Raw genomic sequence first — 24,322 nt, 5'->3', positions numbered from 1 at the left:
AGCAGCTACTGCTTAATCCATTTTGCGAGATCTTTAAAACTGGCAGATTTTCCATAACTGAGAATGCCCACCTTATAAATTCTGGCACTCAGCCACATCGTACCTACAAAGGTAACGGCCATAAGCAAAATGGCTGTAAGAGGTTGCCAGAAAGGTACTTCGGTAATAGCTATCCTGGTTACCATTACAATGGGTGAGAAAAAAGGAATCATGGAACCGACTACTGAAAGTGCACTATCCGGGCTTCTCATTGCATGGAACAGGATCAGATAGGCTATCATAATGGGTACCGTAATGGGAAGCATCAGCTGTTGCGTATCGGTTTCAGAATCTGCAGCTGAACCGATGGCGGCAAACAGTGAACTGTAAAGAAGGTATCCAAGCAGGAAAAAGAGAACAAAATAGATGATAAGCGAGGTTTCAATCGTTGGCAAATCAAGAAATGCAGGAAGCTCTGCGTTGGCCGTGCCATTCAGCTCATCGGGCAGTTCAGAGGCTGCTGCAGGTGCAGAGGGCATCATTGATGCCGCTACCGGACCTGCCAGGGCAGACAGGCCGCTCATTGCGAGTATCCAGATCCCAAACTGTGTAATGGCGATAGCGCCAACACCTGCCATTTTACCGGTAAGAAGTTCAATGGGCCTCACAGAGGAAGTAATGACCTCAATAATACGATTGGTTTTCTCTTCAATAACCCCCCGCATAATATATCCGCCATAGCCGAAAATGGCGCCAAAGATGATAATACCCATAAAGAAACCGACCATTGATAATATCTCGGTGTCGTCTTCGCTCTCTTCACCCTCCCGGGTCAGCCGTCGAGATTCCAGGGCAATCCGTGATTCAAATATATTCCGTATATCATCACTGACTTCAGCTCTGCGTAGACGTTCCTGCCGTATGGACTCCCGAAGGTCGCTGCGAACCGTAGTGAGAAGCTGAAGCCCGCCGCTTCCGCTGTAGATCAGTTCAAGCGGCCTATCTCCTTCAATGTTTTCGTTGGTTACCAGCACGTAACCGGTAAGCTCTTCACGCTGTACCATGGCACGGACCGTATCAACGGGAATGTCGGTGATATCGGTATATTCATCACCATTCGATTCCTGCAGGTCGCTAATTACGCGGCCCGACTCATCACTGATACCGATTGAGTAGTCTATATCCGTGTCCCACACTGCAATAAATATTCCCACGGCAATCAGCAGGGCAAAACCTACGGGCACCAGAATGGTAGCCCAGATAAATCCTTTGCTCTTTACACGCGTAAGGTATTCCCGTTTACTTACTAAAAACGTCTGACTCCAATTCATGCCCTGAGCTCCTCTTCATGTTGCTTCTTAATATTGTCTTCACCAACAACCGATATAAATATTTCATTGAGCGATGGTTCCACAAGCTGAAATTTGTGAATTTCAGCGGCTTCCATCGCTTTTTTGAGAATCGTTTGTGAGTTCAGGCCGTCCAGAATACGAACTTCAGCAAAGTTGGTTGACCTGTTATTGATTCTGACATTTTCAAGCCGGTCCAGGAATGAACCGTCGCCCTGAAATTCAATAAGGACGGTATTTTTCCCGAACTCTTTTTTAATATTTCTCAGGTTACCGGTCAGAACTACTTTACCGTTGTTGAACAGGCAAATATCATCGCACATCTGTTCCACCTGTTCCATGCGGTGTGTGGAAAAAAGAATGGTATTTCCCTTTTCCTTCAACTCAATGATGATTTCTTTCAGCAGTTCACTGTTTATGGGGTCAAGACCGCTGAAGGGTTCATCAAAAATATAAATTTCCGGGTCATGAACGATCGTAGAAATGAATTGAATTTTCTGACTCATTCCTTTAGAAAGTTCACCTACAACTTTTGAATGCCAGTCGTAGGCATTAAATCTTTTGAGCCAGTATCGGATTTTTTCCCTGGCATCCGATGCACTTAATCCTTTCAGCTGAGCCAGGTAAAGCAGCTGTTCGCCAACTTTCATTTTCTTGTAAAGCCCGCGCTCCTCGGGCATATACCCAATCATTTTTTGTGTTTGGGGGCCCGCTTTAATTCCATTGATCAGCACTTTACCATCGTCAGGCAGAATGATATAGTTGATCATTCGGATGGTAGTGGTTTTACCCGCACCGTTGGGCCCCAGGAGACCGAAAATCTTTCCCTTTTCAATATTAAAACTGACGTCATCAACCGCTTTTGTCTCACCAAACGCCTTGGTTACGTTATGTACCTCAATGGTATTTGTCACAATGTAATTCTATCCGTTTATTTTTATTCTCTTTTTCAGGAGCCGTCATTATAATAAAAAAGCTGCTAAAAAAAATATCTCAGTTTTAACAGCATTGTCTTTTTTGCTTGAGAGTGATGATTCCAATTAATCACTGTACGGCGTTGCAGATGTACAAATCTTTTTCTTATTTGACTGCCGCATACAGGCGGTAAGATAGAATATAATCTGGTTCAAATAGTTTATGGAAATCATCCACATTACGGCAGAATGTTATCCGGCTGCTAAGGCAGGTGGTTTGGGGGATGTTGCAGGTGCACTTCCAAAATACCTCAACAAACTTGGGCAAACATCATCAGTGATTTTGCCATATTACCAAACAAATTGGCTTCAGAAGGCTTCAACTTCACCCATCTTTGAAGGATCGGCGCCTTTTGGAACAGACACCTTTTTCTTCAGGGTGCATCGCCTGGATGATCCTGACCTTGGATTTGAACTCAATCTTGTAGAGATACCTGGGCGCTTCGACCGTCCCGGAATTTATATAGATCCATGGTCGGGTCATCCTTATTGGGATGAAAAAGAACGTTTTTTCAGTTTTCAGATTGCCGCTCTGGAATGGTTAAGCCAAACGGATCGAAATCCTGATGTGATACACTGCCATGACCATCACACAGGTCTTGTGCCCTTTATGATGAATCACTGTTTCAGGTATGATAATTACTCAGATACCCCGTCCGTCATTACCATTCACAATGGTGAATACCAGGGCATGCACGATATCGGTAGCTATACCATGCTTCCCGCGTTCAATCTTGGGAAAATCGGACTGCTTGACTGGAACGGAAAGTTAAACTCGCTTGCAGCCGGAATTAAGTCAGCATGGAAAGTTACAACGGTATCGGAAGGGTATATGAATGAGCTTTTGGAGGACTGTCATGGTCTGGAAACACTGCTGCGCCATGAAAAGGACAAAACAGCCGGTATACTGAATGGAATAGATACTGACGTCTGGGATCCAAAAACAGATGAATATCTGGATAAAACCTACAGTCTGAGAAATTATAAATCGGGTAAAGCTGCGAACAAGGCATATTTGTGTGATGAATTCAGTCTTAAGCCTGACAAACCACTGTTTTCTTTTATAGGTCGCCTGGTAAGAGAGAAAGGGGCCGATCTGCTGCCTGATCTTATAAAACGATGCAGAGAGGAGAATCTGGAAGCTATATTTGTTGTTCTTGGCACCGGAGACCCGGCACTTCATGATGTATTAAAACAGCTTCAGGGTGAATATATGGGGTATTTTGATGCCCGGCTGGAGTATAATGAAAAGCTGGCCCACAGAATCTATGCAGGAAGTGATTTTATTCTGATGCCCTCCAGGGTAGAGCCTTGTGGATTAAACCAGCTCTATTCGATGCGATATGGCACGGTCCCGGTTGTCAGAAAAACCGGGGGACTTGCGGATACGGTGACAGACCTGAATGAGGAAAACGGTTATGGACTTGTATTCGATGATTTTGATGTGGAACAGGCTTTTAATACAGTAAAAAGGGGAGTGGAATTCTTTCAGGAAAAACAGTTTTTTAATAGTATACGCAGATACATCATGGGACTGGATTTTTCATGGGAAAAAGCTGCTGAAAATTACACGGATCTCTACGAAGAACTTAAAAAAATGAAAGGGGAATAATGAGCAACAAGACCATTGCAATCATTTTGGGAGGCGGAAGGGGGACAAGGCTTCACCCGCTTACAAGGCACCGCAGTAAACCGGCAGTACCTATAGCAGGTAAATACCGGCTTGTAGATATTCCGATTTCAAACTGTCTTAACTCCGGTATACGCAAAATATTCGTACTCACCCAGTTCAATTCAGCATCCCTGAATCGTCACATCAAAAACACATACAATTTTGATCTGTTTTCGCACGGTTTTGTAGACATCCTTGCTGCAGAGCAGACCCCGAAGAGCTCAAATTGGTTTCAGGGCACTGCTGATGCAGTCCGTCAGTCCATCCACCATATGGCAAACCATGAATATGAACATGTTTTGGTTCTTTCAGGTGATCAGCTCTACCAGATGGATTATAATAAACTGATCGAAAATCATAAGAAGGCAAAAGCGAATCTGACAGTAGCCACGATCCCTGTAAATGCTGCGGATGCTCCGGGTTTTGGAATTATGAAAACCGGAGGAAATGGAGAGATTAACTCATTCGTAGAAAAACCTGCCACAGAGGAGCTTTCAAAATGGACGTCCGAAACAACAGACGAAATGAAAGAGAAGGGCAGGGTATACCTGGCCTCAATGGGTATATACGTTTTCAACAAGGAGGATCTGATAAGGCTTTTCGAGGATAATCCCGATGCAACGGATTTTGGAAAGGAGATTATTCCAAAAGCTATAGATGGTGGTGCAAAGGTGATTAGTTATCCATACAGCGGATATTGGACGGATATCGGTACGATAGGTTCCTTTTTTGATGCAAACCTGGCACTCACCGATACTGTGCCGGATTTCAATCTTTATGATAATGAACGTCAAATCTACACAAGAGCGCGGCTTCTTCCGGCCTCAAAATTGACAGGCACATCTACCGATCATGTATTGATTGCGGAGGGGTGTATTATCGAAGCCAGCAGAATTGAAAGGTCCATTGTGGGAATCCGTTCCCGTATCGGAAGAGGTACGACGATCGAACACTCCATCGTTATGGGTAACGACTATTTCGCCACGGAAGCAGAACTTACCAGTCAGTCTAATGAAAAACCTCTGATGGGTATCGGACAGCGCTGTTTTATCAGCCGCGCCATCATTGACAAAAATGCACGGATTGGCAATGACGTAAGAATTGTGGGCGGAACCCATCTGGATGATGGGAAATATGACAAACACCATGTTGTTGACGGTATTGTCATTATTCAGAAGGGAACAGTGATACCTGATGGGTATAGCATCTGACCGGATCAGGGTTCAGTTGGGATGACGCTCTTTCAGAGCTTAGATTGTGGGCCTATCCAAACACAGCGCTTCGCACTGTGCTTATGATGACACCCCGTTGGGGTTTATCGTTCTCTTCTAAATCGCTCTGTCCATAATATAAACCAATCCCAAAAGGTGATCCTTCATTTGACCAACCTGGCATTACGGTTGAATTAAGCTCCAAAGGAGCGTCATCAACAGCATAGCGCAACACTCTATGTACAATAAGCATCAGAATGACAAAGCCCCGAAGGGGTGTAATCCGGAAGAATCCCTTGAAACATCAAATCGACTTAAAGGTTCAGTCGGGATGACGCTCTTTCAGAACTTTAGATTGTGGGCCTCTCTAAACACAGTGCTTCGCACTGTGCTTATGATGACACCCCGTCGGGGTTTATCGATTTCAAAGATTTTAAAGTAAAATTTGATCACATGACCAAAGGTTGTGTGCTGGATGCACTTCCTATAATAAGCTCCAAAGGAGCGCCATCAAAAGCATAGCGCAGCGCGCTATGTACAATAAGCGTCAAAACGCGAAAGCCCTGAAGGGCGTAATCCAAAAAAAATTATCTGTAAGGAATCGAGATTTTCTGGTTCATACAATTAAGTGAGCTTTAATACAGAACAAAAAGAGAGACAGCCTTATGCCACAATCATTGAATAGCATATATATACACGTAGTATTCAGTACAAAAAACCGAAAACCTTTAATTGATAACCGGATTTCATCTGAGTTATTCAACTATTTAGGCGGTATATGTAAGGTAACCGGTGCCAATCCGATTCAAATTGGTGGATACATAGATCATGTCCACATTCTTTGCAGGTTGTCCAAAAATGTAACCCTGCCGAAATTTATTGAGGAGTTAAAAAAAAGATCTTCGAAATGGATAAAAACAAAAGGTCAACAATACTCAGATTTCTATTGGCAGGATGGATATTGTGCAATTTCAGTCCGACCTGATGAAGTAGAGAAATTAATCAGATATATAAAAAATCAGAGAGATCATCACGATAAAAGGCAATACAAGGATGAACTTGTTGCATTTTTAAACAAATTCAACATAGTTCATGATGAAAAATACTTATGGGAGTGAGGGAAAACATAAAAGAACAGCTCTTTAATCGTAGACCGATCTTTCAAGAAATTAATAATCATAGGTTATTCAAGAATAATACAGGATTAAGCTCTTTCAGAGCTTTAGATTGTGGGCCTCTCTAAACACAGCGCTTCGCACTGTGCTTATGATAGCACCTCGTTGGGGTTTATCGTTCTCTTCTAAATCGCTCCATCCATAATATAAACCAATCCCAAAAGGTGATCCTTCATTTGACCAACCTGGCATTACGGTTGAATCAAGCTCCAAAGGAGCGCCATCAAAAGCATAGCGCAGCGCGCTATGTACAATAAGCATCAGAATGACAAAGCCCCGAAGGGGCGTAATCCTTTATTGGCCTGTTTCCGGATATAAAAATGGCCGCATGAATTTTCATGCGGCCATTCTAAAACAGTAACAATTCAGTTACGGGAAATCAGAGAATGCCTTTAAGCGTTTCTCCAATCTCAGCGGGACTTTCGGCAACGGTGACACCTGCATCGCGCAATGCCTTCTTCTTATCTTCTGCGGTACCTTTACCGCCTGAGATAATTGCCCCTGCGTGACCCATTCGTCGTCCGGGAGGAGCCGTGCTGCCCGCAATAAAGGCAACAACTGGTTTTGATACATGATCTTTGATATACGCAGCAGCGTCTTCCTCGGCAGAACCGCCAATCTCACCAATCAAAACAATGGCATCTGTTCCCGGATCATTCTCAAACAGTTTAACTGCATCAGTATGGTTCGTTCCGATTACCGGATCACCTCCAATTCCAATTGCGGTGCTCTGACCGAGTCCGGCTTTGGTGAGCTGGTCAACCGCTTCGTAGGTAAGGGTGCCCGACCGTGATATAAGTCCGATATTTCCGGGTGAAAAAATCATCGCCGGCATAATACCAACTTTGGCTTCTCCGGGAGTAATGACGCCAGGACAATTGGGTCCCACAAGCGTGGCACCATGGTTTTTTACCACCTGCTTGGCTTTCACCATATCCTGCACGGGTATGCCTTCCGTGATACAGATAATTACCTTTATGCCTGCAATGGCGGCTTCCATAATAGCATCCGCAGCAAAAGCGGGAGGAACAAAAATTACAGAGGTATTTGCGCCTTCTTTCTCAATGGAATCTGCTACGGTATTGAAAACGGGCAGGTCAAGATGGCTTTGCCCTCCTTTACCGGGCGTTACTCCACCAATAACATTTGTACCGTATTCGATCATTTGTCCGGCATGAAACGTGCCTTCACTACCGGTAAAACCCTGAACAACCAGACGGCTGTCCTTGCCAACTAATACACTCATGAATCAGGTCAGTTAATTTTGTTTTTCTGTTAAAAAATCGTCGGCTGTGAATATACCCTTATTGTTTTCAAGCTACAAGGAACGTCTTGAACCATGCAGCAGTAAATGACCTATTCTATTTCCCGGCCATTCTATAATTTCAAACAACTGTCTGCTCATCTTCCTTGTAGCCTGCTGTTCATTTCGGTATTTTTTGAGCGTATGATTACTGATGACAAAAAAGAGGAAATTCGTCAAACAGCCGATATCGTTGAAGTGGTTGGCGACTATGTGAAGCTGAAAAAGTCAGGAAGTGGGTTTGTGGGTTTATGTCCGTTTCACAGTGAAAAAACACCCTCATTTCACGTAACTCCCCAGCTTGGAATTTACAAATGTTTCGGCTGCGGAGAGAGCGGTGATGTGTTTAGTTTTGTAATGGCTATGGAGGGTGTCAGTTTTCCCGAATCTCTCAGGTCATTGGCTGATCGCTACGGAATTGATATTCCCGATGAGCATACCGATGGTGATGATGAGCAGACCAGGCTTCGCGAGGGGATTTATCATGCATTGAAATTTGCCGGCTTGTTCTTTTACCGTCAGCTTCTGGAGTCTGAAAAAGCAGCAACTGCACGATCATACCTGCACAAAAGGGGGTATGAAAAAGAAACCATCCGATCTTTCGGATTGGGGTATGCACCACCCGGTTCGGAACTGTTAAAAGCGGCTCAAACCGAAGGCATTCCTGATGAATACCTGTTACGGGCCGATCTCATAAAGCCGGATTCACGGGGAGACGGATACTACGATACTTTCCGCGACCGTCTCATGTTTCCCATTTTCAATCCATCGGGTAAAGTAATTGCGTTTGCAGGGAGGATACTGGATGAATCAAAAAAGACGGCCAAATACATCAATTCTGCCCAAACGCCTGTATACAACAAAAGTGAGGTAGTATATGGAATCAATTTTGCCAAGAATGAGATCCGCAAAGAAGGTGAAGTAATTCTTGTGGAAGGGTACACCGATGTAATCACCATGAACAGGCATGGTATTAAGAATGTGGTGGCATCAAGCGGCACATCCCTCACGCCGGGACAGATAAAAATTTTACAGCGCTACGGTAACCGTATCGTCATGATTTACGATGCAGATTCAGCGGGGCAGGCGGCTATGCAGCGCGGAATGAATATTGCTTTGGAACAGGGAATGGAGGTCTTTCTGCTGGAACTGCCGGAGAAGGAGGACCCCGACTCGTTCGTAAAGCAGTTTGGGCGGGACTCATTTCTGGACTATAAAAGAAAGAGAGCAGAAGATTTTGTCACCTTCACAATACTGAAAGCGGAAAAAGAGGGTGACATGGAGAGGCCAGGCGGGAGGTCTTCCACCATCAGAAAAATTTTGGAAAGCATTGCATTGATTCCGGAAGAGCTGGAACGGCAGGTATTTATACAGCACCTGCATCAGAAAACCCAGAAGTACCGAAAAGGAAGCGACCGAGAACTTTTTCAGCAGATGGAAAAAATTCTATCGGAAAAAAAACAGAAAAAACAGTATAAAGCAGGCTCTAATCTCTCAGCGCCACCCGCATACATGGGTGATATTCCTGACATCCGGGACGGTGATGATTATGGTAACCCACAAAGTGCTCAGTCACTGCCTGAACAAATTGATGGTAAAGATAGATTTCGTAACCGTGAACAGGCTCTAAGGAAAAAACCCCATTACGAGATGGAGCTTATCCGGCTGATGCTGCGATACGGGGAGAACATGATACGGTTCATCGGGCACAACGTTGCAGAAGATCATTTTGAAGATGAGGAGCTGAAAGCGTTCTATGCTGACATTATAAATCGGCATGTAAAAGGTGAAAAGGTTACGATAGAACATTACACAGAACGTGAAGCTCCTTATCCCACATTACTTGGTGACATATTGCTGGAACGGTATACCCTGAGTGAGAAGCATGCGGAAAAAACGGGAAGTATATTTAAAAGGGATAAAAATCCGTTTAAGACCGCTAAATCAACACTGAAACCTCTGCACCTCTATTTTTTTGAGAGAAAACGTAAAAGCATCGCTATCGACCTGAAAAACGCAGATGGTGAAGAAAAAGCCAGGCTCATGAAACTACTGACCAAAGTTCAGAAGGAGATAAGCCGTATACAAAAAACTCCGTCAGATGAGCTGTTTGAAGATCCCGATTTCATTAAATCGGATCCTATTTCAGATAAAAACGGCTTTGAGTATAAAATGAAAGGGGAAGGGGAAGGGTAGTCAATTCATTACTCAGGCCCAAAGAGATACCATAGGCATAAGGGCCTGTTGATTTCAATTAACAATTCCTGATTTAAATTATCTTAACAAGACGTTTCATTAACCAAAAAGATGAACAGCGATCTCAATGTTGCCCTGAAAGCTGCCCGTAAAGGAGTGGAGACTATAAAAAGCTACAGGAACAAAAAACTGAACACCCGCGAAAAGGGGTTTCATGATCTGGTAACCGACGCAGATATTGCCACTGAAAAAGAGATACTGTCAGTAATCAGGGAACACTGTCCTGACGATAGCATACTTGCTGAGGAGACTCTGGCTACTCATTCATTAACGGATAACCGTACCTGGATTGTAGATCCGATTGACGGTACAACCAACTTCGCCCACGATTTTCCCATTTACTGCGTTTCCGTTGCTCTATGGGAACACCGGCAACCCAAAACAGCCGTTGTAATCGAGGTGAACAGAAACGAGGAGTTCACCGCAGAAGCTGGATTGGGAGCCTTTTTAAACGGTAAGGCGATACAAGTATCAGCAACAGACAACCCAAGGGATGCATTCATTGCAACGGGTTTTCCTTATAATGACCTCTCACTTATCGATTCATATCTGAAACTTTTCAGACTGTTCATGGACGAGCTTCAGGGCATCAGAAGGCCCGGAGCAGCAACGTATGATCTCTGCTGTGTGGCTGCCGGCAGATTCGATGGCTTCTTCGAATATTCGCTGCAGCCCTGGGACGTGGCAGCAGCATCCCTTATAATTAAGGAGGCAGGCGGCGCCGTTACCAACTGGATGGGAGAGGACAATTGGCTGTTTGGAGAGCGGCTGGTTGCAGGAAACAACCGGATCCATCAACATCTGCTGAAGCGCATCATCGAGTACATCCCACCAGAGTTCAGACAAAATGTGGATATAGCGTCATAAACAGACGTGGCCACTGCGTTGCTTATAACGCAGCATGCAGATGTCAAACCAATCCTTTCTCTTATTTAAAAAATACAACTTCGCCACTTGTACGATACCTCACTGATCAATACCTTCAGGCGCAATTCTTGAGGAGTTCCGCATGCATCCGAAAGTTTTCAGAAATACCACATAACCATGTAGTGACTATGGGTTGGGAATGTCTGACCTTGAAGAAGGTTAAAGCAGGTACCGTGAGACAACGGAGAAACAACATGTCATGGTTCACGCTAAAACTGACAGGACTTGATTAAAGAAAAAACCGAGGATCAAATTTTTTGTAACACTTTGAAATTCGGCTGCTCTTTATACCTGTGATCCGTGACACCACGGTCTATTACTCTTAAAACAACACACTTTTACTTAAAAACAACACAACAAAACAAAGGTAAACTACAATGGGTCAACAACAATTATTACTCGTTATTCTCGTAACAATCATCGTGGGTATCGCGACGGTTGTGGCTATTAACACCTTCGGATCTGCTGCTGATGCGGCTAACATCGATGCTGTACGTACTGATGTGGCTGCGATTGCATCCGGTTCACAAGGTTACTTCATGAAGCCTACCATGCTGGGTGGCGGTGGACGTACGTTCACTAACATTACATTCGAAGACTTCGGTTTTGCTGCAAATGGCGTTACTGCTGACGGTCTTACTGCACAGAATGAAAACGGACGATATGTAATCTCCGCACGTGGAGTTGACAGCTTCTTGATTACTGCGCATCCTGCCAGTGATGAAGACTATGTAGCTGGAACGGTTGACGCTGACGGTGTACTGTCTGGCGGTACTGATGCAACCGAGTCTGGTGAAGCTACTGTTACTGCAAACAACGTAACTGTACTTGCTTTCGGCAGCGGCAGCTAATTTCAAATATTCTTTTGAAATGATTAACCTTCCGGACCAAAATCCGGAAGGTTTTTTTATGTCTAAATTTTACTACGCCATATTATCCCTTTATCTAATCCTTGCACCATACCTCAGGTTGCCGGGTTTGCGATTCCATGACAGCCAGAGAATCTTGCAATTGGTGGTTTTTGGGTTAATTACACTGGGTTTACTATACCAGTGGTATGTTCCAGGACGAGGCAAGAGCAAAATATCCCTCAACTTATCTTATAACTCACCCTCTTTTTTATTCCTTTCGGGTATTTTTATTGCAGGATTTGTTTCTGTAGTACTATCAGAATTTTTTAAGTATGCACTTCTCGAATATGCGTTTACATTTTGGATTATCCTGCTTTTTATCCTTCTATCTCCAACAAATCAAAGAAATCTCTATCGGCTTGGAATTTCTATTTTTGTTACAGCAACTCTTTTTTCCTCTTTATACATAATTATTTTCATTGGTAATTATATAACATCCTACATGGATCCCATGGTAATTTTGTGGCCTGATAAAATTACCTATTCCATCACATTTGGAGAGACTACGTTAACCGGTAAAGACGTTCTGTATTTTTCAAACAAACGATTTTTCAATCATACACAATCTTGGACATTTCCCATATTATTTTCAATCATTATTTTCTTTAAGAATAAATTGAAAGGTTGGCTTAAAGTAGAAGTAATCACATTATTTCTTTTGGCTTCTATATGGTGGGTATTAGTATTTGCATCAGGTGGGCGTGGAACACTTGTTGCAATTTTTGCTTCAGGAGTGATGGTCATCTTCATCTTTAAAAATGAAGCCATTGAGTTTTTTAAAGTCACAATTTTGACATTTTTAACGGGTCTTGCAGGATATCTTATTCTGTTCATCTATTTGCCTTCAACCCGGGAAGCCCCTCTTTTACGATTCACAGATAGCAATCGCCTTGATCTTTGGCAAAAAGGATTGGAAATGTGGGTGGACAATCCCGTTTTTGGAGTGGGTCCAATGCACTATTCAGTAATGGGCAATACGCCAGGTGCAGCTCATCCGCATAATTATTTGATTCAATTTTTAGCGGAGTGGGGTATTATCTCATTTATCTTTCTGACGGGAATAATGATACTTTTTGCACAAAGTTCATTGAAAATCAGAAATTCCAATAGATACCTTCAATCACGTTCTATCGTGGTTATTGGGATGTATGGTTCTCTTTTTGCAGCTTTGCTTCATTCGCTTGTAAGTGGCGTGATGCATACGCCTTTAAGCCAGGTTTGGTTCATACTTATTACTGCATGGGTGCTTGCGTGGAATAAAAAACAACAAAAAGTCAGGTACAATAAATATCTACTCTGCCTCTTACTACTTGCATTTTTTGTAACAATTTTGATTTTGACTGTTCCTATTATTGATGAATTGTCAGCCGGCTACTTTGAGTACATTCAAAGCTTTCCAGAGTCCAGATTATGGCCGCGATTCTGGGACCAGGGAATTATTCCTTTATAGTCTTTACACTATTATTTATGTCAAATAATTCAAACATAATTATAGACATAATTAATTTTCAAATATATCGGATATGAGTAGTTTCCTGTAGCGGTTAATGAGAGAAAATTTACCTTTATAAAACTTAGAATAAAATGGGACAGCAACAATTACTTTTAGTCATATTGGTTACAATCGTGGTAGGAGTGGCAGCAGTTGTAGCTATTAATACATTCAGCAACTCTTCTGAAAATGCGAACCAGGACGCCGTTAGAAACGATCTGGGCGCTATAGCACTTTCTTCACAGGCTTATTATATGCGGCCTTCAATGCTGGGAGGCGGGGATAAGTCTTTTACTGGTTTTACTTTTGAGGGCATCGCATTTCCCGGATTGGTTCCTGAAGGTGCTGAAGATTTAGTCATATCCAATGAGAACGGGACATATACAATCACCAGTGCTGCCGGGAATGAACTGGTTATAGAAGGAAATCCTGCACAATCAAATGATGTACTTCTTGTTGCAACCATCAATCCTAATGAATACAGTATTGAAGTGACAGATGCTGATTCAGGGTCATAGAATATCATTAATAGACAAATATTGTTTCAGAGTGTAACAAAACAACCCTCAGGTAGTCTTGTAGGTATCAGAAAAGTTTCTTATACACTACTGACTTTTTTAATAAATCTACAGACATGGCCCAGTTTCGATTAAAAGCAGTATCTCCAGGCGGAAAAATGATCCAGACCGAATTTGAGGCGGTCAATAAAAAAGAAGCGCAGAGCAAGATCAAAAAGCTGGAGAGTAAAAACGGGATCCGTGTTAAGTCGCTAGACAAGAAAGAACTCTACATCTACAAGGTTCAGCGGCCTGGTAAATCGAAACAGACCGGTGAACAGGAAGCTTACAGTAAAGAAGAGCTGGAACGCGCACTTGTTAAGCTGGGCTACAAGGTTATAAGCGTTAATAAGAAGCTGTTTGATTTTAAAGGCGGTGTTCCTACCCAGGACATTGTGACTTTTGTAAGTTTGTCAGCCGACCTTCTCAAGCAACAGCTTCCATATGATGAAATCCTGACACTTCTTTATGAGGATACGCAAAACAAGCGTATGAAAGAGGTGATTAAGGAGATTCAGAAAGATCTGAAAGACGGTAAAGAAGGGCATGAGGTATACGGCAAACACGAGGATGTATTTGGTAAATTTGCTGCTTACATGCTTAGTGTGGCGTCCACATCGGGTAATATGGCGCTCGTATTTGAAAGTACGGCTAAATTTCTGGAGCGGGATGCAGAGTTCAAGAAAAACCTTCGCCGTTCACTTCTGATGCCGGCCGTTACGGTGCTTGCCGTAATTGCAACCGTACTTTTCTATGTAGGATACATATTTCCGGCTACTGCAGAACTTTTCCTGGAATTTGATATCCAGCTGCCACCGATGACGGCCAAAACCCTTGAAATAAGCTATTGGCTGGCCGACAACTGGATTACGCTTACACTATCCTTTGTGATACCCATAGCCCTGTTTACGTGGTACGTTAAAACACCCAAGGGCAAGTTGATGCTGGATAAATATATCATCCACATACCAGTGATTGGGGATCTGCTTCACAAAACGAGTATTGAAATTTTTGCACGTGTATTTTTTACACTCTACAGCGGATCCGGTCAAAATATTGAAGTAATTAAAGTTGCCTCCGAAGCATGCCGAAACTCCTACATGGAGAAACAAATAAAAGAAGTGGCAATCAAGAGAATGCTTAAAGAGGGTTCCGGTCTTGTGGAATCGATGGAAGAGACAGGTGTATTTACCACCACGGCTATCAGCCGTTTCCGGCTTGGTGCCGAATCGGGTGCATTGCGGGAAAATGCCAAGCAGCTGGCAGAATATTATGAAATACAGACAACCTATAAGATGGAGTCGGTAATCGACATGATCAATCTCTTTATTAACCTTTTTATTATGGTTGCCCTGATTGCCATTACGGTTGTTTCTTCTGAAGCGGCACTGATACAGCCCAATTCGTAATGATCGGGTCTCCGCCGGTAGCCTGCATGTAATGAGACAGTCGTACGTTGCTGGCGGGTTCCCGGAGTTTTATTTTCAGGGATTATGAATTTTACGGCAAACGGGCTACTTTCGGTTGGTTAAGATGCTTTAGGATTTAATTTTTAAATTAATAGGACGATACCAACGGTAGTGGATTGTTAATAGGGCAACTTACTGCAAACCACCTATCATTAGATACCAGCAATCAGGATCCGTTTACCCAAAATAATTGCTTGTACGTAAGTCCGGAGATTGCTAATCTCTTACCCCATGGGAAAAATTAATACACGGCAACATATTGGCGACCTTCTGCTGAGCAGGGGAGTGATTTCAGGCGATCAGCTTTCGATGGCGCTTAAAATACTTTCAGAGGAGCCTTCGCACTCAAACCGAAGGCTGGGTCAAATACTATACCAGGACCTGGGCATCGATCGCCATAAGGTGATGAGTCAGATTGCTGACATCTATGCATTTGAAGAGATCTTTGAGGAGGATTCGGAGCTTCCTGATGAAAAAATATCCGAAATCAAAGGGTATATAGACGATATGCCCCAGGATGTAGTTGACGAGCTGGCAAATCAGAAAGCCATTCCGGTTCGTAAATCGATGACTACCCTGACAATCGCTTCTGCAGATCCTTCAGACCCGAAGCTCTCCAATACAATATCAAAACTCAATTTCAAGCATTTTGATCTCCGATACTGCCGGTTTGAGCTGATCGACTTTATTCTCTCCAGGGTTTATGAACAAAAAAATGAATTTCTGGACCTCCTGGAAGAAATTGACTATGAGCAGACCGACATCCCGAGCGCAGAGGAGGAAGATGTCAATGAAGATGAGATTGATGCCGAAATCAATCAGAGCATGCTCAACTCCCTGGTTGAGGGGATGCTTGTAGAAGGTGTACGTCAGGGCGTCAGTGATATTCACATTATTCCAAGCGGTCCAACCACAACTGATATTCGGTTCAGAATAGACGGGAAACTACAGTTATGGTACCAGCAAAAAAACGTTAAGCCAGAAGCTATCGCAGCCGTTGTAAAAGACAAAACCCGGAATGTAGACAGGTTTGAGCGCGACAGCTCTCAGGATGGTTTTATTCAGAGGCTTGTTGATAATCACAACATCCGTTACAGGGTGTCGATCATGCCGATGGTAGGTGCCCAGTTCGACAGAAAATTTGAGTCGGTTGTTATTCGGATACTGGATGATCGTAAAGTGATCACAGATCTGAATGTGCTTGGTCTTCAGAAAAAAGCAAAATCCGATTTTGTAAAAGCAATTGAACAGCCATCCGGGATTGTCATCATTACAGGACCTACCGGCAGCGGTAAATCTACCACGCTTGTTGCGGCTCTTTACTATGTACTCGATCCGTCAAAGAATGTTTTAACCGTTGAGGAACCGGTCGAATATCTGATTAACGGGGCTCGTCAGTTGAAGATCAGCCCCAATATGACATTTGATATGGCCATTCGGGGTATCCTTCGTCATGACCCCGATATTGTGCTTGTAGGTGAGATGCGTGATTTAAAAACAGCCGAGATTGCCATTAAAATGGCGAATACGGGTCACCTTACGTTTTCCACGCTTCACACCAATGATGCGCCGAGTGCCGTCTCCCGTCTTTTTAAAATGGGTGTCGAACCCTTTTTGATTGCCAATGCGGTGAACCTGGTTATGGCTCAGCGCCTGCTTCGACGATTATGCAACAATTGTAAGGAAGCTTTTGACCCCCATCCTGAAACACTGAAGGGAATTGGATTTTCCGATGAAGAAATTGCTACTGAAACGTTCTATAAGGCAGTGGGCTGTGATAAATGCAACGGTATTGGTTTTAAAGGTCGCGCTGCCATACATGAAGCTCTCTACTTCAGCAAAGATATCAAACGGGCTATTCTTGAATCGGGTGGTGATATTGATGAAGATCAGATTAAAAACCTCGCAATAGCCAACGGTATGCTTACGCTGAGAGCATCGGGCAGAGAGCGTGTAAAAGAAGGAATCACCACCATAGAAGAAGTAATTGCAATCACCCTGGATGACTAACTTGTGGATTGATCGTATATGAACGACGGAAACCCGCTAAATATGATGCCGGCCTATAAGCGAAACCTTCTCAAGGATCCGCCGCACCTGCTGAAAAATTTTCATTATGAAGATGTTCTTGGCTTCCTGGAACTGGGAAGGGAGGAAAAATTTCAGAAAGGGGAGACGGTTGTGAATGAAAATGATCGTGTTAGCTCAGCATATCTTATCGCTGAAGGAAAAGTAGGTGTATGGCGTGATGGCATACAGCTGGCCGTCCTGGAAGAGGGGAGTTTTATTGGTGAAACCTTTCTTTTCAGCAAGCAAAACAGAATGGCGAAAGTAATCAGTGAAAATCAGAGCGTATTGCTCAGCTTTGAGCGGTATGATGTTCTTAGCTTTTTCAGAAAAAAACCGGAAAAGCTGTTTAATATCTTTACCAAGAATATTATTGAAATACAGCAGAAAAAAATCAATAATATGAACAGCCAGCTCCTCAATTTGAAAAGAAGACTGCTCAGCGGCGATAACTGGTAATACGTACCACCTGCCCCAAAGCCATTTTTCTTTTTAAGAAACTCAAAGGCAAAGTGCAATTTTACGGTTCATTTGCTTACTCAAACACACGTTAATTTGCACAGTCATACCTCAAAACCGACGGGGTGCAAAAATAAGCATAGTGCGAAGTGCTATGTTATTGCTGGCGCTCATTCTGAGCTGGACTCATCAATAGATCCCGATTTCTAGAACGGAACGTACCTGAAGCTATGCACAGGATATCATTCCAACAAACAATACAAGTTAACTGTCGCTGATCCTATAAGGCGCATTAACGATTCCGGTCAATACATCCTCCAAACCCCGATGGGGCGCATTCAGCAGTATAGCGCAAAGCGTTATACCAGGAGTTACAGTGAATTTGAAGCTCTGAAAGAGCGATATCCTGCGCATTTCTTGAAATAACATCGTCTTACTAAATCACGGTGATTATTTGTACCAGGATCATCTGCAGAATTGTATCTGAAAAGAATTTTGATCAGTAAAATATACTCTGAAACATATCTTTAATGTCTTCGCTTATTGTTTCCTCTGATACGTTTTTAAGTCCTTAATGGATTAAATCCTGTACACACCTTGGCAAGCAATATGTCCCTCTGCTTTAAAGACCTCCCTTAATCTGAAAAAATAGATTCGATGAGTCGCTTAAATTCCTATTAGACTAAATGTAACTCACCTGAAAAAGATCAAAAAAGAACTATAAAGTTGCAGATAATTTTCTTTTATTTATTTGTAACGATCGCAGTTCTTACAGGTCTTTTTAGCAGGGTTACATACACGACGTCTCAACGGCTATTAAATGAATACATCTACAATCTCGCTAAAACCTATACATGATATCTGCGGAAGGCTGGTATCAGAGATTCCTTCCTCTTTAAAGGGGTTTGAATATCACCGTGAAATCGGCAGACGAGTGGAAGCACTTCCCGAAACGGAACGAACTCTTCTGAGAGAAACTCTGAACAGTTTTCTTCTGCATATGGAAAAAATTGAAGCCTCCGATATTGATTTGGGAGGCCATGGTTGTATGGGGAAAATCTGGTACAGGGTTTTTGGTAAAAAGTCTCCCCTGCAAACCGAAGTGGATATTCCTGTTAAGGAAACAGACGTTCTGCTTCATAACGCGATTACAGCAGGCCAGCGCGAACAGTTGCTTGATATACGGAATCTGGATTTTTCCTACTCCATCAACAGGGAAGGAGATCCACTTCGCCGCTATCGGGCCAACATGTATTTCGACCTGGAAACCCTGGCACTGAACATGCGGAAAATTGACACTGAGATCAGGCCGTTTAAATCTCTTGGAGTTCACCCTGAAATCGCAAAAGCTTTAAGCCTTAAGTATTATAAATACGGTCTTACACTCATAACGGGTATTACCGGATCGGGTAAATCAAGTACGCTTGACACAATTATTGATGCTAACAACCGAACGGTCGATTCACACATTGTGATCATTGCTTCTCCGGTTGAATTGGTACATGAATCTGTTCGCTCGGTAGTTCGTCACAGGGAAGTGGGACGTGACGTGATGTCATTTAAAGCGGGTGCTATTCAATCACTGCGTCAGGATCCCGATATCATCGTGATTGGTGAGCTTCGTGATCCCGAAACGATTATGACAACTCTTGAAATCACTGACTCGGGCCACAAGACTTTTGGTACACTTCACACATCTTCCGCTATGGAAAGTATCGAACGTATTCTGGGTGAAGTGGAAACGGAAGAGCAGGACCGTGTAAGGAATCGACTTGCAGATGTTTTAACGTGCGTAATCAGTCAAAAGCTGGTATCCAGCCTCGACGGCAAGCGGGTACTGGCCAAGGAAGTTCTGCTTGTAACACCCTCGGTTCGCGCAGCTATCCGTAACAATAATGTGAATGAAATCTACCAGATGCTTGCAGAAGGAAGTGAGATGGGGATGAATACCATGGAACAGGATTTAAAAAGGCTGCACGATTCCGGAAAAATTTCCAAGGATGAGGCATACAATAATGCCAACAACAAGAAACGCATTCAACAGCTCTTCGAAGAGCTAGACTAACCTCAGTTCAATGTTTAAACCACGCGAATATATAGGGATCAGTCTTGAGGGCGAATTTTTGAAAATCGCCAGGGTAAAACCTTCAAAGAATGGATTAGAGCTCGTTCGTCTCGACAAGCTGAAGCTGGTGGAACCGCTGCAAACGGAATCAAAGCCGGTATTCGAGCAGGAGAAAACCGAAGATTCGGATGTTTTTTCCGAGGATGTATTTTCTGAAGAGGATCCGGACGCCATCTTTGGCCTCGATGATGATGACGACGAAGATGATTCAAATGATCTGGCAGAACTTGATCTGAGTGATATCGAAGACAGTGTAGATGATTTTGATGAGCCTGACCTGGTTAAGGAAGCTGGTACAGCCAGAAGCAATCAGGAGATGCTTGCACAGTATCTTGATGATTTCTCAAAGAGCAAAATCATGATGGCGCTCAATATTGAAAATGGGAATACCATTTTTCAGATCATCAGGAATGCGAATTACAACGACCTGAAGAAGAAAGATATAGAACAGAATGTTCAGGAAAAGCTTCAGGCAATTTATGGCAGCACACCGCAGTCTGATTACTATGATTATTTAATAAGAAATGACGGAACCCTCGTTATAGCTTCCATCGATGAGGAGTCACACGCACTGCAGCTGGTGAACCAGACAAAGGAGATGTTCGACAGGAATTACTACATCACGGATGTAATTCCTGATGAGTCTGCCATGCTGGGCCTCTACAGAAACCACTACGAAGACAATCAGGAACAGATTACGGGATTGATTCAGTTTGGCCCTAAAAAATGCAGAATGATCTTCACTCAGGGCCACGAGGTGCTGCAGGTATCTCCGGTAATTAATGAGGGAACAGAATCAAAGAATTTTCTGAATACGATTTTTTCCAAAATTCTATTCCAGCTCGATACAGGCGACATACCGGGTGTCGATCGCCTGCTTATTTTCAATAATACGGTTGGAGAAAAAGCAACCGACTTTTTCAGGCAAAACTTCCCCGACCTGATCTGTGAGGAGTTTAAGTTCGATCCGGATAAAATGTTGATCGGTGAATCCATGAAGGAGACCGTATCAGCTTTTTCGACGGCTATCGGTATTGCCTCACTTTCTGCGAACGGTGGCCGTGACAAATATCCTCCGCTTTCGTTTCTGCCCAAGTATGTCTCAGAACACCAAAAGGTATTCCAGCTTCAATGGCATGGAATAGCACTGCTGATATTGATCGGTGTAAGTCCGATAATTTTAAATCATTTCTACCAGCAAAATCAGTCTCAGATAGAGCAGTTGCAAACGGATAATACCCGAATACAGAGTTCTATAGAAGAGCTGGCACCCTTTGTGGAAGAGTCTGAGATGTTGTCTGCCCAGATAGCTGATTTATCCGGACAACTTACCTTGTTAACTGAACTCAGCCGTGACAATATACGGTGGACGGTTACCCTGGACCGGTTTAATCAGGCCGTAGAGCAAGTCGGCGGAATGTGGATCAATTCAGTTCGTCAAAATGACGATGTACTGATGGTGGATGGATACTCTCTTACACGGGAACGAATACCTATGCTTGCAAACCAGTTCCCGGAAGTGACATTGCTTTCTGTACGAAGAGAACAAATACGGGAACGTGAAGTTTTCTATTTCAACATGATGATTCGCAGCGTGATTGCTGATGAATCGGAGTTCACTCCCGAAAGTGCACGCCAAATTGACGAGATGCTAAATTTAGGGGAATAATTTATGTCATACGCAATTCGAAATACACTGATACTGCTTTTTGTGGTCCTTGTGATTTATGGAGGAGGATATGCGTACATGCATTTCGTTCAAAAACCACAAATCGAGGAATTGGAGTCTGAGAAGTCTAGCCTCGAGACACAGTATGCTCAGGATAGTCAGACCGCAGATATGCTTCCTTCTCTTCGGATTCAATATGAGGAATCGCAGGCATTCATTGATAACTACGACAAGACCATATTTCCGAACAACAATCCCGATGAAGTATTCAGATTTCTGACTCAGCTGAATCGTCAGGCCGGGCTAACATTCAACTATGTATTTCAGGATTCGACCATTACGGAAGACTATGGCATCATACGATCTGAAATTACAGGTACCGGGCCTTATCGCGGGTTTATGCGTTTTGTGAACGCTATTGAGCATAGTGAACCTGTTCAGAAAATAAGTAACGTCTCTATTAGTCCGCTGGGGCTCGAGGAGGGTTACCAGAATGTCAGCTTTGTATTTCAGATACAGAGTAATTACGACAGTCAGAATCTTTTCAATACGCAGCGTCTCCCCGATACGGCAACCGGTGCGCTTGCATCATCCCATAATCCATTTTTCCCGATCATCAGAAATGTTGAGCCAAATACAGACAATTTACCAAATGTGGACAACAGTACTCTGATAGGTATCACACCGGTAGCTGTATATCTTCGTGACCAAAATGGTGAGATGATAACGCTTCGTGAAGGTGACAGGGTATACCTGGGACGACTCGAGTCTATCAATACACGGGAAGGTAGAGTAACATTCAGACTAAACAGAGGTGGAATCATTGATGTGGTTACACTGGAGGTTCAACGATGAAAATATCAAACAGACTTATGAAATTTCTGACGGCAATCATACTACTCGTTTTTGCATTCGGTGACCTGGCGTACGTCCAGGCCCAGGACAGAATTCCGAGAGAATTCTCCGATCCGGATCAAATCATCTCCTTCGATCGCAGAACCTCCTTCGTGGAAGCTGTTGAAATATTAAACCGCTTCGCTCAGGACTACGACAATCGGTTTATCATTGACAGAACCGGTTACGAGGGAGAGATCGGTGTATCACTTCCGCCCATGCACTGGAGGGATGCGCTGGATTATATTCTGAGGGTACAAAATTTTGTGGCCCTCGAATCACCGGATGTTTTTGAGTTGGTTACGGCTGAACAGGCGCGGCAGATGCGAACAACAGATTCATCCCAGCCCCAGCAAGCTGCACAGGCGGGTGAAGATGAACTGATAATCGATACCAATACGCGTGAAGTGCGCATTAATGCCACATTCTTTGAAGGCAGCCGCAGAGCTCTGCGTGAAATCGGTGTTGACTGGTCAACCCTTACTTCTAATACACCTACAAACATAGGAGATTTCACCAGTGATGATGGAAGTGAACAGATACCATCTACTAATTTTACCGGAAGTTTTGTAAACGTTAATTCCCGGGGAGCTCAAAATGTTTCTCAGAATGCATTTAATGCGCTGGTTAACTTTGGTGACGTGGGTGGAATAGAAGTCCAGGCACTGTTCAGCGCTTTCGAAGCTGATAATCTGGGTAAAATACTGGCAACTCCGTCAATTAAAGTGATGAACGGACAGGAAGGTTTTATTCAGGTAGGGCAGGATTTTTCCATTAAGCAACGTGACTTTGCCGGAAACGTAACGGACCAGTTTTTCAGTACGGGTACCATTCTGACGGTTACTCCACAAATTGTAGAAGTGGGCGATACAACGATGATCTATCTTGACATTCAGGCCGAGCGATCATCCGCACAACCAGACCCGGTTAGTACAGTTATCAATAAACAGGAAGCCAACACACACGCTCTTCTGTTGGACGGTGAAAGTACAGTCATGGCAGGCCTATATAGAACCGAGGAGTCTGAAGTGCGTCGTGGAATCCCAATCCTCAAGGACTTACCGGTATGGTTTCTTGGTCTTCGTTATCTGTTTGGCTACAATTCCACGGATGTTCAGGAGAATGAACTGATAGTTCTGCTGCAGGCAGAGCTTGAAAAACCAATAGCCGAAAGAGTCAAAAATGCCTATCAAAGCCAGCGTGAGCTACTGGAAGAGAAACAGGAAAGGCACAGAAATAACCTCGACAGGGTAGTTGACAATCCACTGATGTCTAATGAGGAACAGGCCGAAATCACAGAGACTGATACATCTGAAGCTCAACCTGACACAGTTACCGTTGTTGAGGAAGAGACAATCATGGAAACTGAACCTGTTGAAGAAGAACCCGTTCCTGTAGAGGAGGAAGTTGAAGAAACCGATATGAAGGAGTGGCAGGAAGTTGAGGTAATAACCGAGACTGAAGAGGATACCTCGGATGCTCCTGCTGAATGGCGCGAAGTGGAAATGACAAACGTAAACGGTGAAAACGGTGAATACGATCACCTCGACTTTTACGTAATTGGAGGCTCATTTCTGAACAGAAACAACGCGGATCGTCTCTATGAATCATTTAAAGATGAGGGACTTGATGCCCATATGCTTCATGTGGATGCCACAGGATACTATTTTGTAGCATACAAAGGGTTCGAAACCGCTGAAGACGCCATGCCGTACCTGCTCGATATTCAGGAAAACAGGCAGTCAGAAGCATGGTTAAGCCGGGTAATCCGCGAAACAAGGCTTGATCTTAACGGCGACTAAACACAGACGCTGTTTAAGTATCGCGTCTTAA

18 protein-coding genes are annotated in these 24,322 nt (G+C 43.5%); 15 read left to right on the top strand and 3 right to left on the bottom strand.

The annotated features are described in order from the left end of the window. Window positions 1-5: 5 nt before the first annotated feature. On the bottom strand, window positions 6-1,310 hold the full coding sequence (locus DDZ15_RS05030; RefSeq protein ID WP_109645711.1) for an ABC transporter permease: 1,305 nt from the start codon (window positions 1,308-1,310) through the stop codon (window positions 6-8). Continuing rightward, window positions 1,307-2,242: an ABC transporter ATP-binding protein gene (locus DDZ15_RS05025; protein ID WP_109645709.1), complete on the bottom strand. Its 936-nt coding sequence runs from the start codon at window positions 2,240-2,242 to the stop codon at window positions 1,307-1,309. Before DDZ15_RS05025 ends, DDZ15_RS05030 begins: the two co-directional genes overlap by 4 nt. A gap of 223 nt (window positions 2,243-2,465) precedes the next feature. Between DDZ15_RS05025 and DDZ15_RS05020 the strand changes: the two genes are divergently transcribed. The 3 genes from DDZ15_RS05020 to tnpA all read left to right on the top strand — a co-directional run bounded on the left by DDZ15_RS05020 (window position 2,466) and on the right by tnpA (window position 6,303). Beyond that, the gene (locus DDZ15_RS05020; protein WP_109645707.1) at window positions 2,466-3,914 is read left to right on the top strand and encodes a glycogen synthase; all 1,449 of its coding nucleotides are present in this window, start codon (window positions 2,466-2,468) and stop codon (window positions 3,912-3,914) included. Then, window positions 3,914-5,185 (top strand): glucose-1-phosphate adenylyltransferase, encoded by a 1,272-nt coding sequence (locus DDZ15_RS05015; RefSeq protein ID WP_242978883.1) that lies wholly within the window; start codon window positions 3,914-3,916, stop codon window positions 5,183-5,185. The genes DDZ15_RS05020 and DDZ15_RS05015 overlap by 1 nt, the downstream gene beginning before the upstream one ends. Before the next feature lie 665 nt (window positions 5,186-5,850). Then, window positions 5,851-6,303 carry an IS200/IS605 family transposase gene (gene tnpA / locus DDZ15_RS05010; protein WP_109645705.1) on the top strand — a complete coding sequence of 151 codons (453 nt, stop codon included), beginning with the start codon at window positions 5,851-5,853 and terminating at the stop codon, window positions 6,301-6,303. 436 nt (window positions 6,304-6,739) lie between these two features. Here tnpA and sucD read toward each other — a convergent pair whose 3' ends face one another. Continuing rightward, window positions 6,740-7,606 carry a succinate--CoA ligase subunit alpha gene (gene sucD / locus DDZ15_RS05000; RefSeq protein WP_109645703.1) on the bottom strand — a complete coding sequence of 289 codons (867 nt, stop codon included), beginning with the start codon at window positions 7,604-7,606 and terminating at the stop codon, window positions 6,740-6,742. Window positions 7,607-7,807: 201 nt separating this feature from the next. Here sucD and dnaG point away from each other — a divergent pair, with 201 nt between their 5' ends. The 12 genes from dnaG to DDZ15_RS04940 all read left to right on the top strand — a co-directional run bounded on the left by dnaG (window position 7,808) and on the right by DDZ15_RS04940 (window position 24,291). Then, window positions 7,808-9,859: a DNA primase gene (gene dnaG, locus DDZ15_RS04995; protein ID WP_109645788.1), complete on the top strand. Its 2,052-nt coding sequence runs from the start codon at window positions 7,808-7,810 to the stop codon at window positions 9,857-9,859. A 111-nt stretch (window positions 9,860-9,970) separates the two neighbouring features. Next, window positions 9,971-10,786 carry an inositol monophosphatase family protein gene (locus DDZ15_RS04990; RefSeq protein ID WP_109645702.1) on the top strand — a complete coding sequence of 272 codons (816 nt, stop codon included), beginning with the start codon at window positions 9,971-9,973 and terminating at the stop codon, window positions 10,784-10,786. A 437-nt stretch (window positions 10,787-11,223) separates the two neighbouring features. Next, complete coding sequence (locus tag DDZ15_RS04985; RefSeq protein ID WP_199222881.1) at window positions 11,224-11,697, top strand: hypothetical protein; 474 nt, start codon at window positions 11,224-11,226, stop codon at window positions 11,695-11,697. After that, window positions 11,675-13,207 (top strand): O-antigen ligase family protein, encoded by a 1,533-nt coding sequence (locus DDZ15_RS04980; protein ID WP_109645700.1) that lies wholly within the window; start codon window positions 11,675-11,677, stop codon window positions 13,205-13,207. The genes DDZ15_RS04985 and DDZ15_RS04980 overlap by 23 nt, the downstream gene beginning before the upstream one ends. A 134-nt stretch (window positions 13,208-13,341) precedes the next feature. Beyond that, window positions 13,342-13,767, top strand: coding sequence for a hypothetical protein (locus DDZ15_RS04975; protein ID WP_146198517.1), 426 nt, complete (start codon window positions 13,342-13,344; stop codon window positions 13,765-13,767). Between the two features lie 116 nt (window positions 13,768-13,883). Next, window positions 13,884-15,215 carry a type II secretion system F family protein gene (locus DDZ15_RS04970; RefSeq protein ID WP_109645696.1) on the top strand — a complete coding sequence of 444 codons (1,332 nt, stop codon included), beginning with the start codon at window positions 13,884-13,886 and terminating at the stop codon, window positions 15,213-15,215. 291 nt (window positions 15,216-15,506) lie between these two features. Then, window positions 15,507-17,285, top strand: coding sequence for a GspE/PulE family protein (locus DDZ15_RS04965; RefSeq protein ID WP_109645694.1), 1,779 nt, complete (start codon window positions 15,507-15,509; stop codon window positions 17,283-17,285). Between the two features lie 18 nt (window positions 17,286-17,303). Continuing rightward, window positions 17,304-17,801 (top strand): Crp/Fnr family transcriptional regulator, encoded by a 498-nt coding sequence (locus tag DDZ15_RS04960; RefSeq protein ID WP_109645692.1) that lies wholly within the window; start codon window positions 17,304-17,306, stop codon window positions 17,799-17,801. A gap of 820 nt (window positions 17,802-18,621) precedes the next feature. Then, window positions 18,622-19,866, top strand: coding sequence for a type IV pilus twitching motility protein PilT (locus DDZ15_RS04955; protein WP_109645690.1), 1,245 nt, complete (start codon window positions 18,622-18,624; stop codon window positions 19,864-19,866). Between the two features lie 10 nt (window positions 19,867-19,876). Next, complete coding sequence (locus DDZ15_RS04950; RefSeq protein WP_109645688.1) at window positions 19,877-21,595, top strand: PilN domain-containing protein; 1,719 nt, start codon at window positions 19,877-19,879, stop codon at window positions 21,593-21,595. Between the two features lie 3 nt (window positions 21,596-21,598). Beyond that, a complete protein-coding gene (gene pilO / locus DDZ15_RS04945; protein ID WP_109645686.1) occupies window positions 21,599-22,450 on the top strand; it encodes a type 4a pilus biogenesis protein PilO in 852 nt (283 codons plus the stop codon). Window positions 22,451-22,467: 17 nt separating this feature from the next. Then, window positions 22,468-24,291, top strand: coding sequence for a type II and III secretion system protein (locus tag DDZ15_RS04940; protein ID WP_242978882.1), 1,824 nt, complete (start codon window positions 22,468-22,470; stop codon window positions 24,289-24,291). Window positions 24,292-24,322: the final 31 nt, after the last annotated feature.

Origin of the sequence: Rhodohalobacter mucosus (assembly GCF_003150675.1) — a bacterium.
GTDB classification, from domain to species: Bacteria; Bacteroidota; Rhodothermia; order Balneolales; family Balneolaceae; genus Rhodohalobacter; species Rhodohalobacter mucosus.
This window is presented reverse-complemented; position numbering and strand designations above follow the sequence as displayed.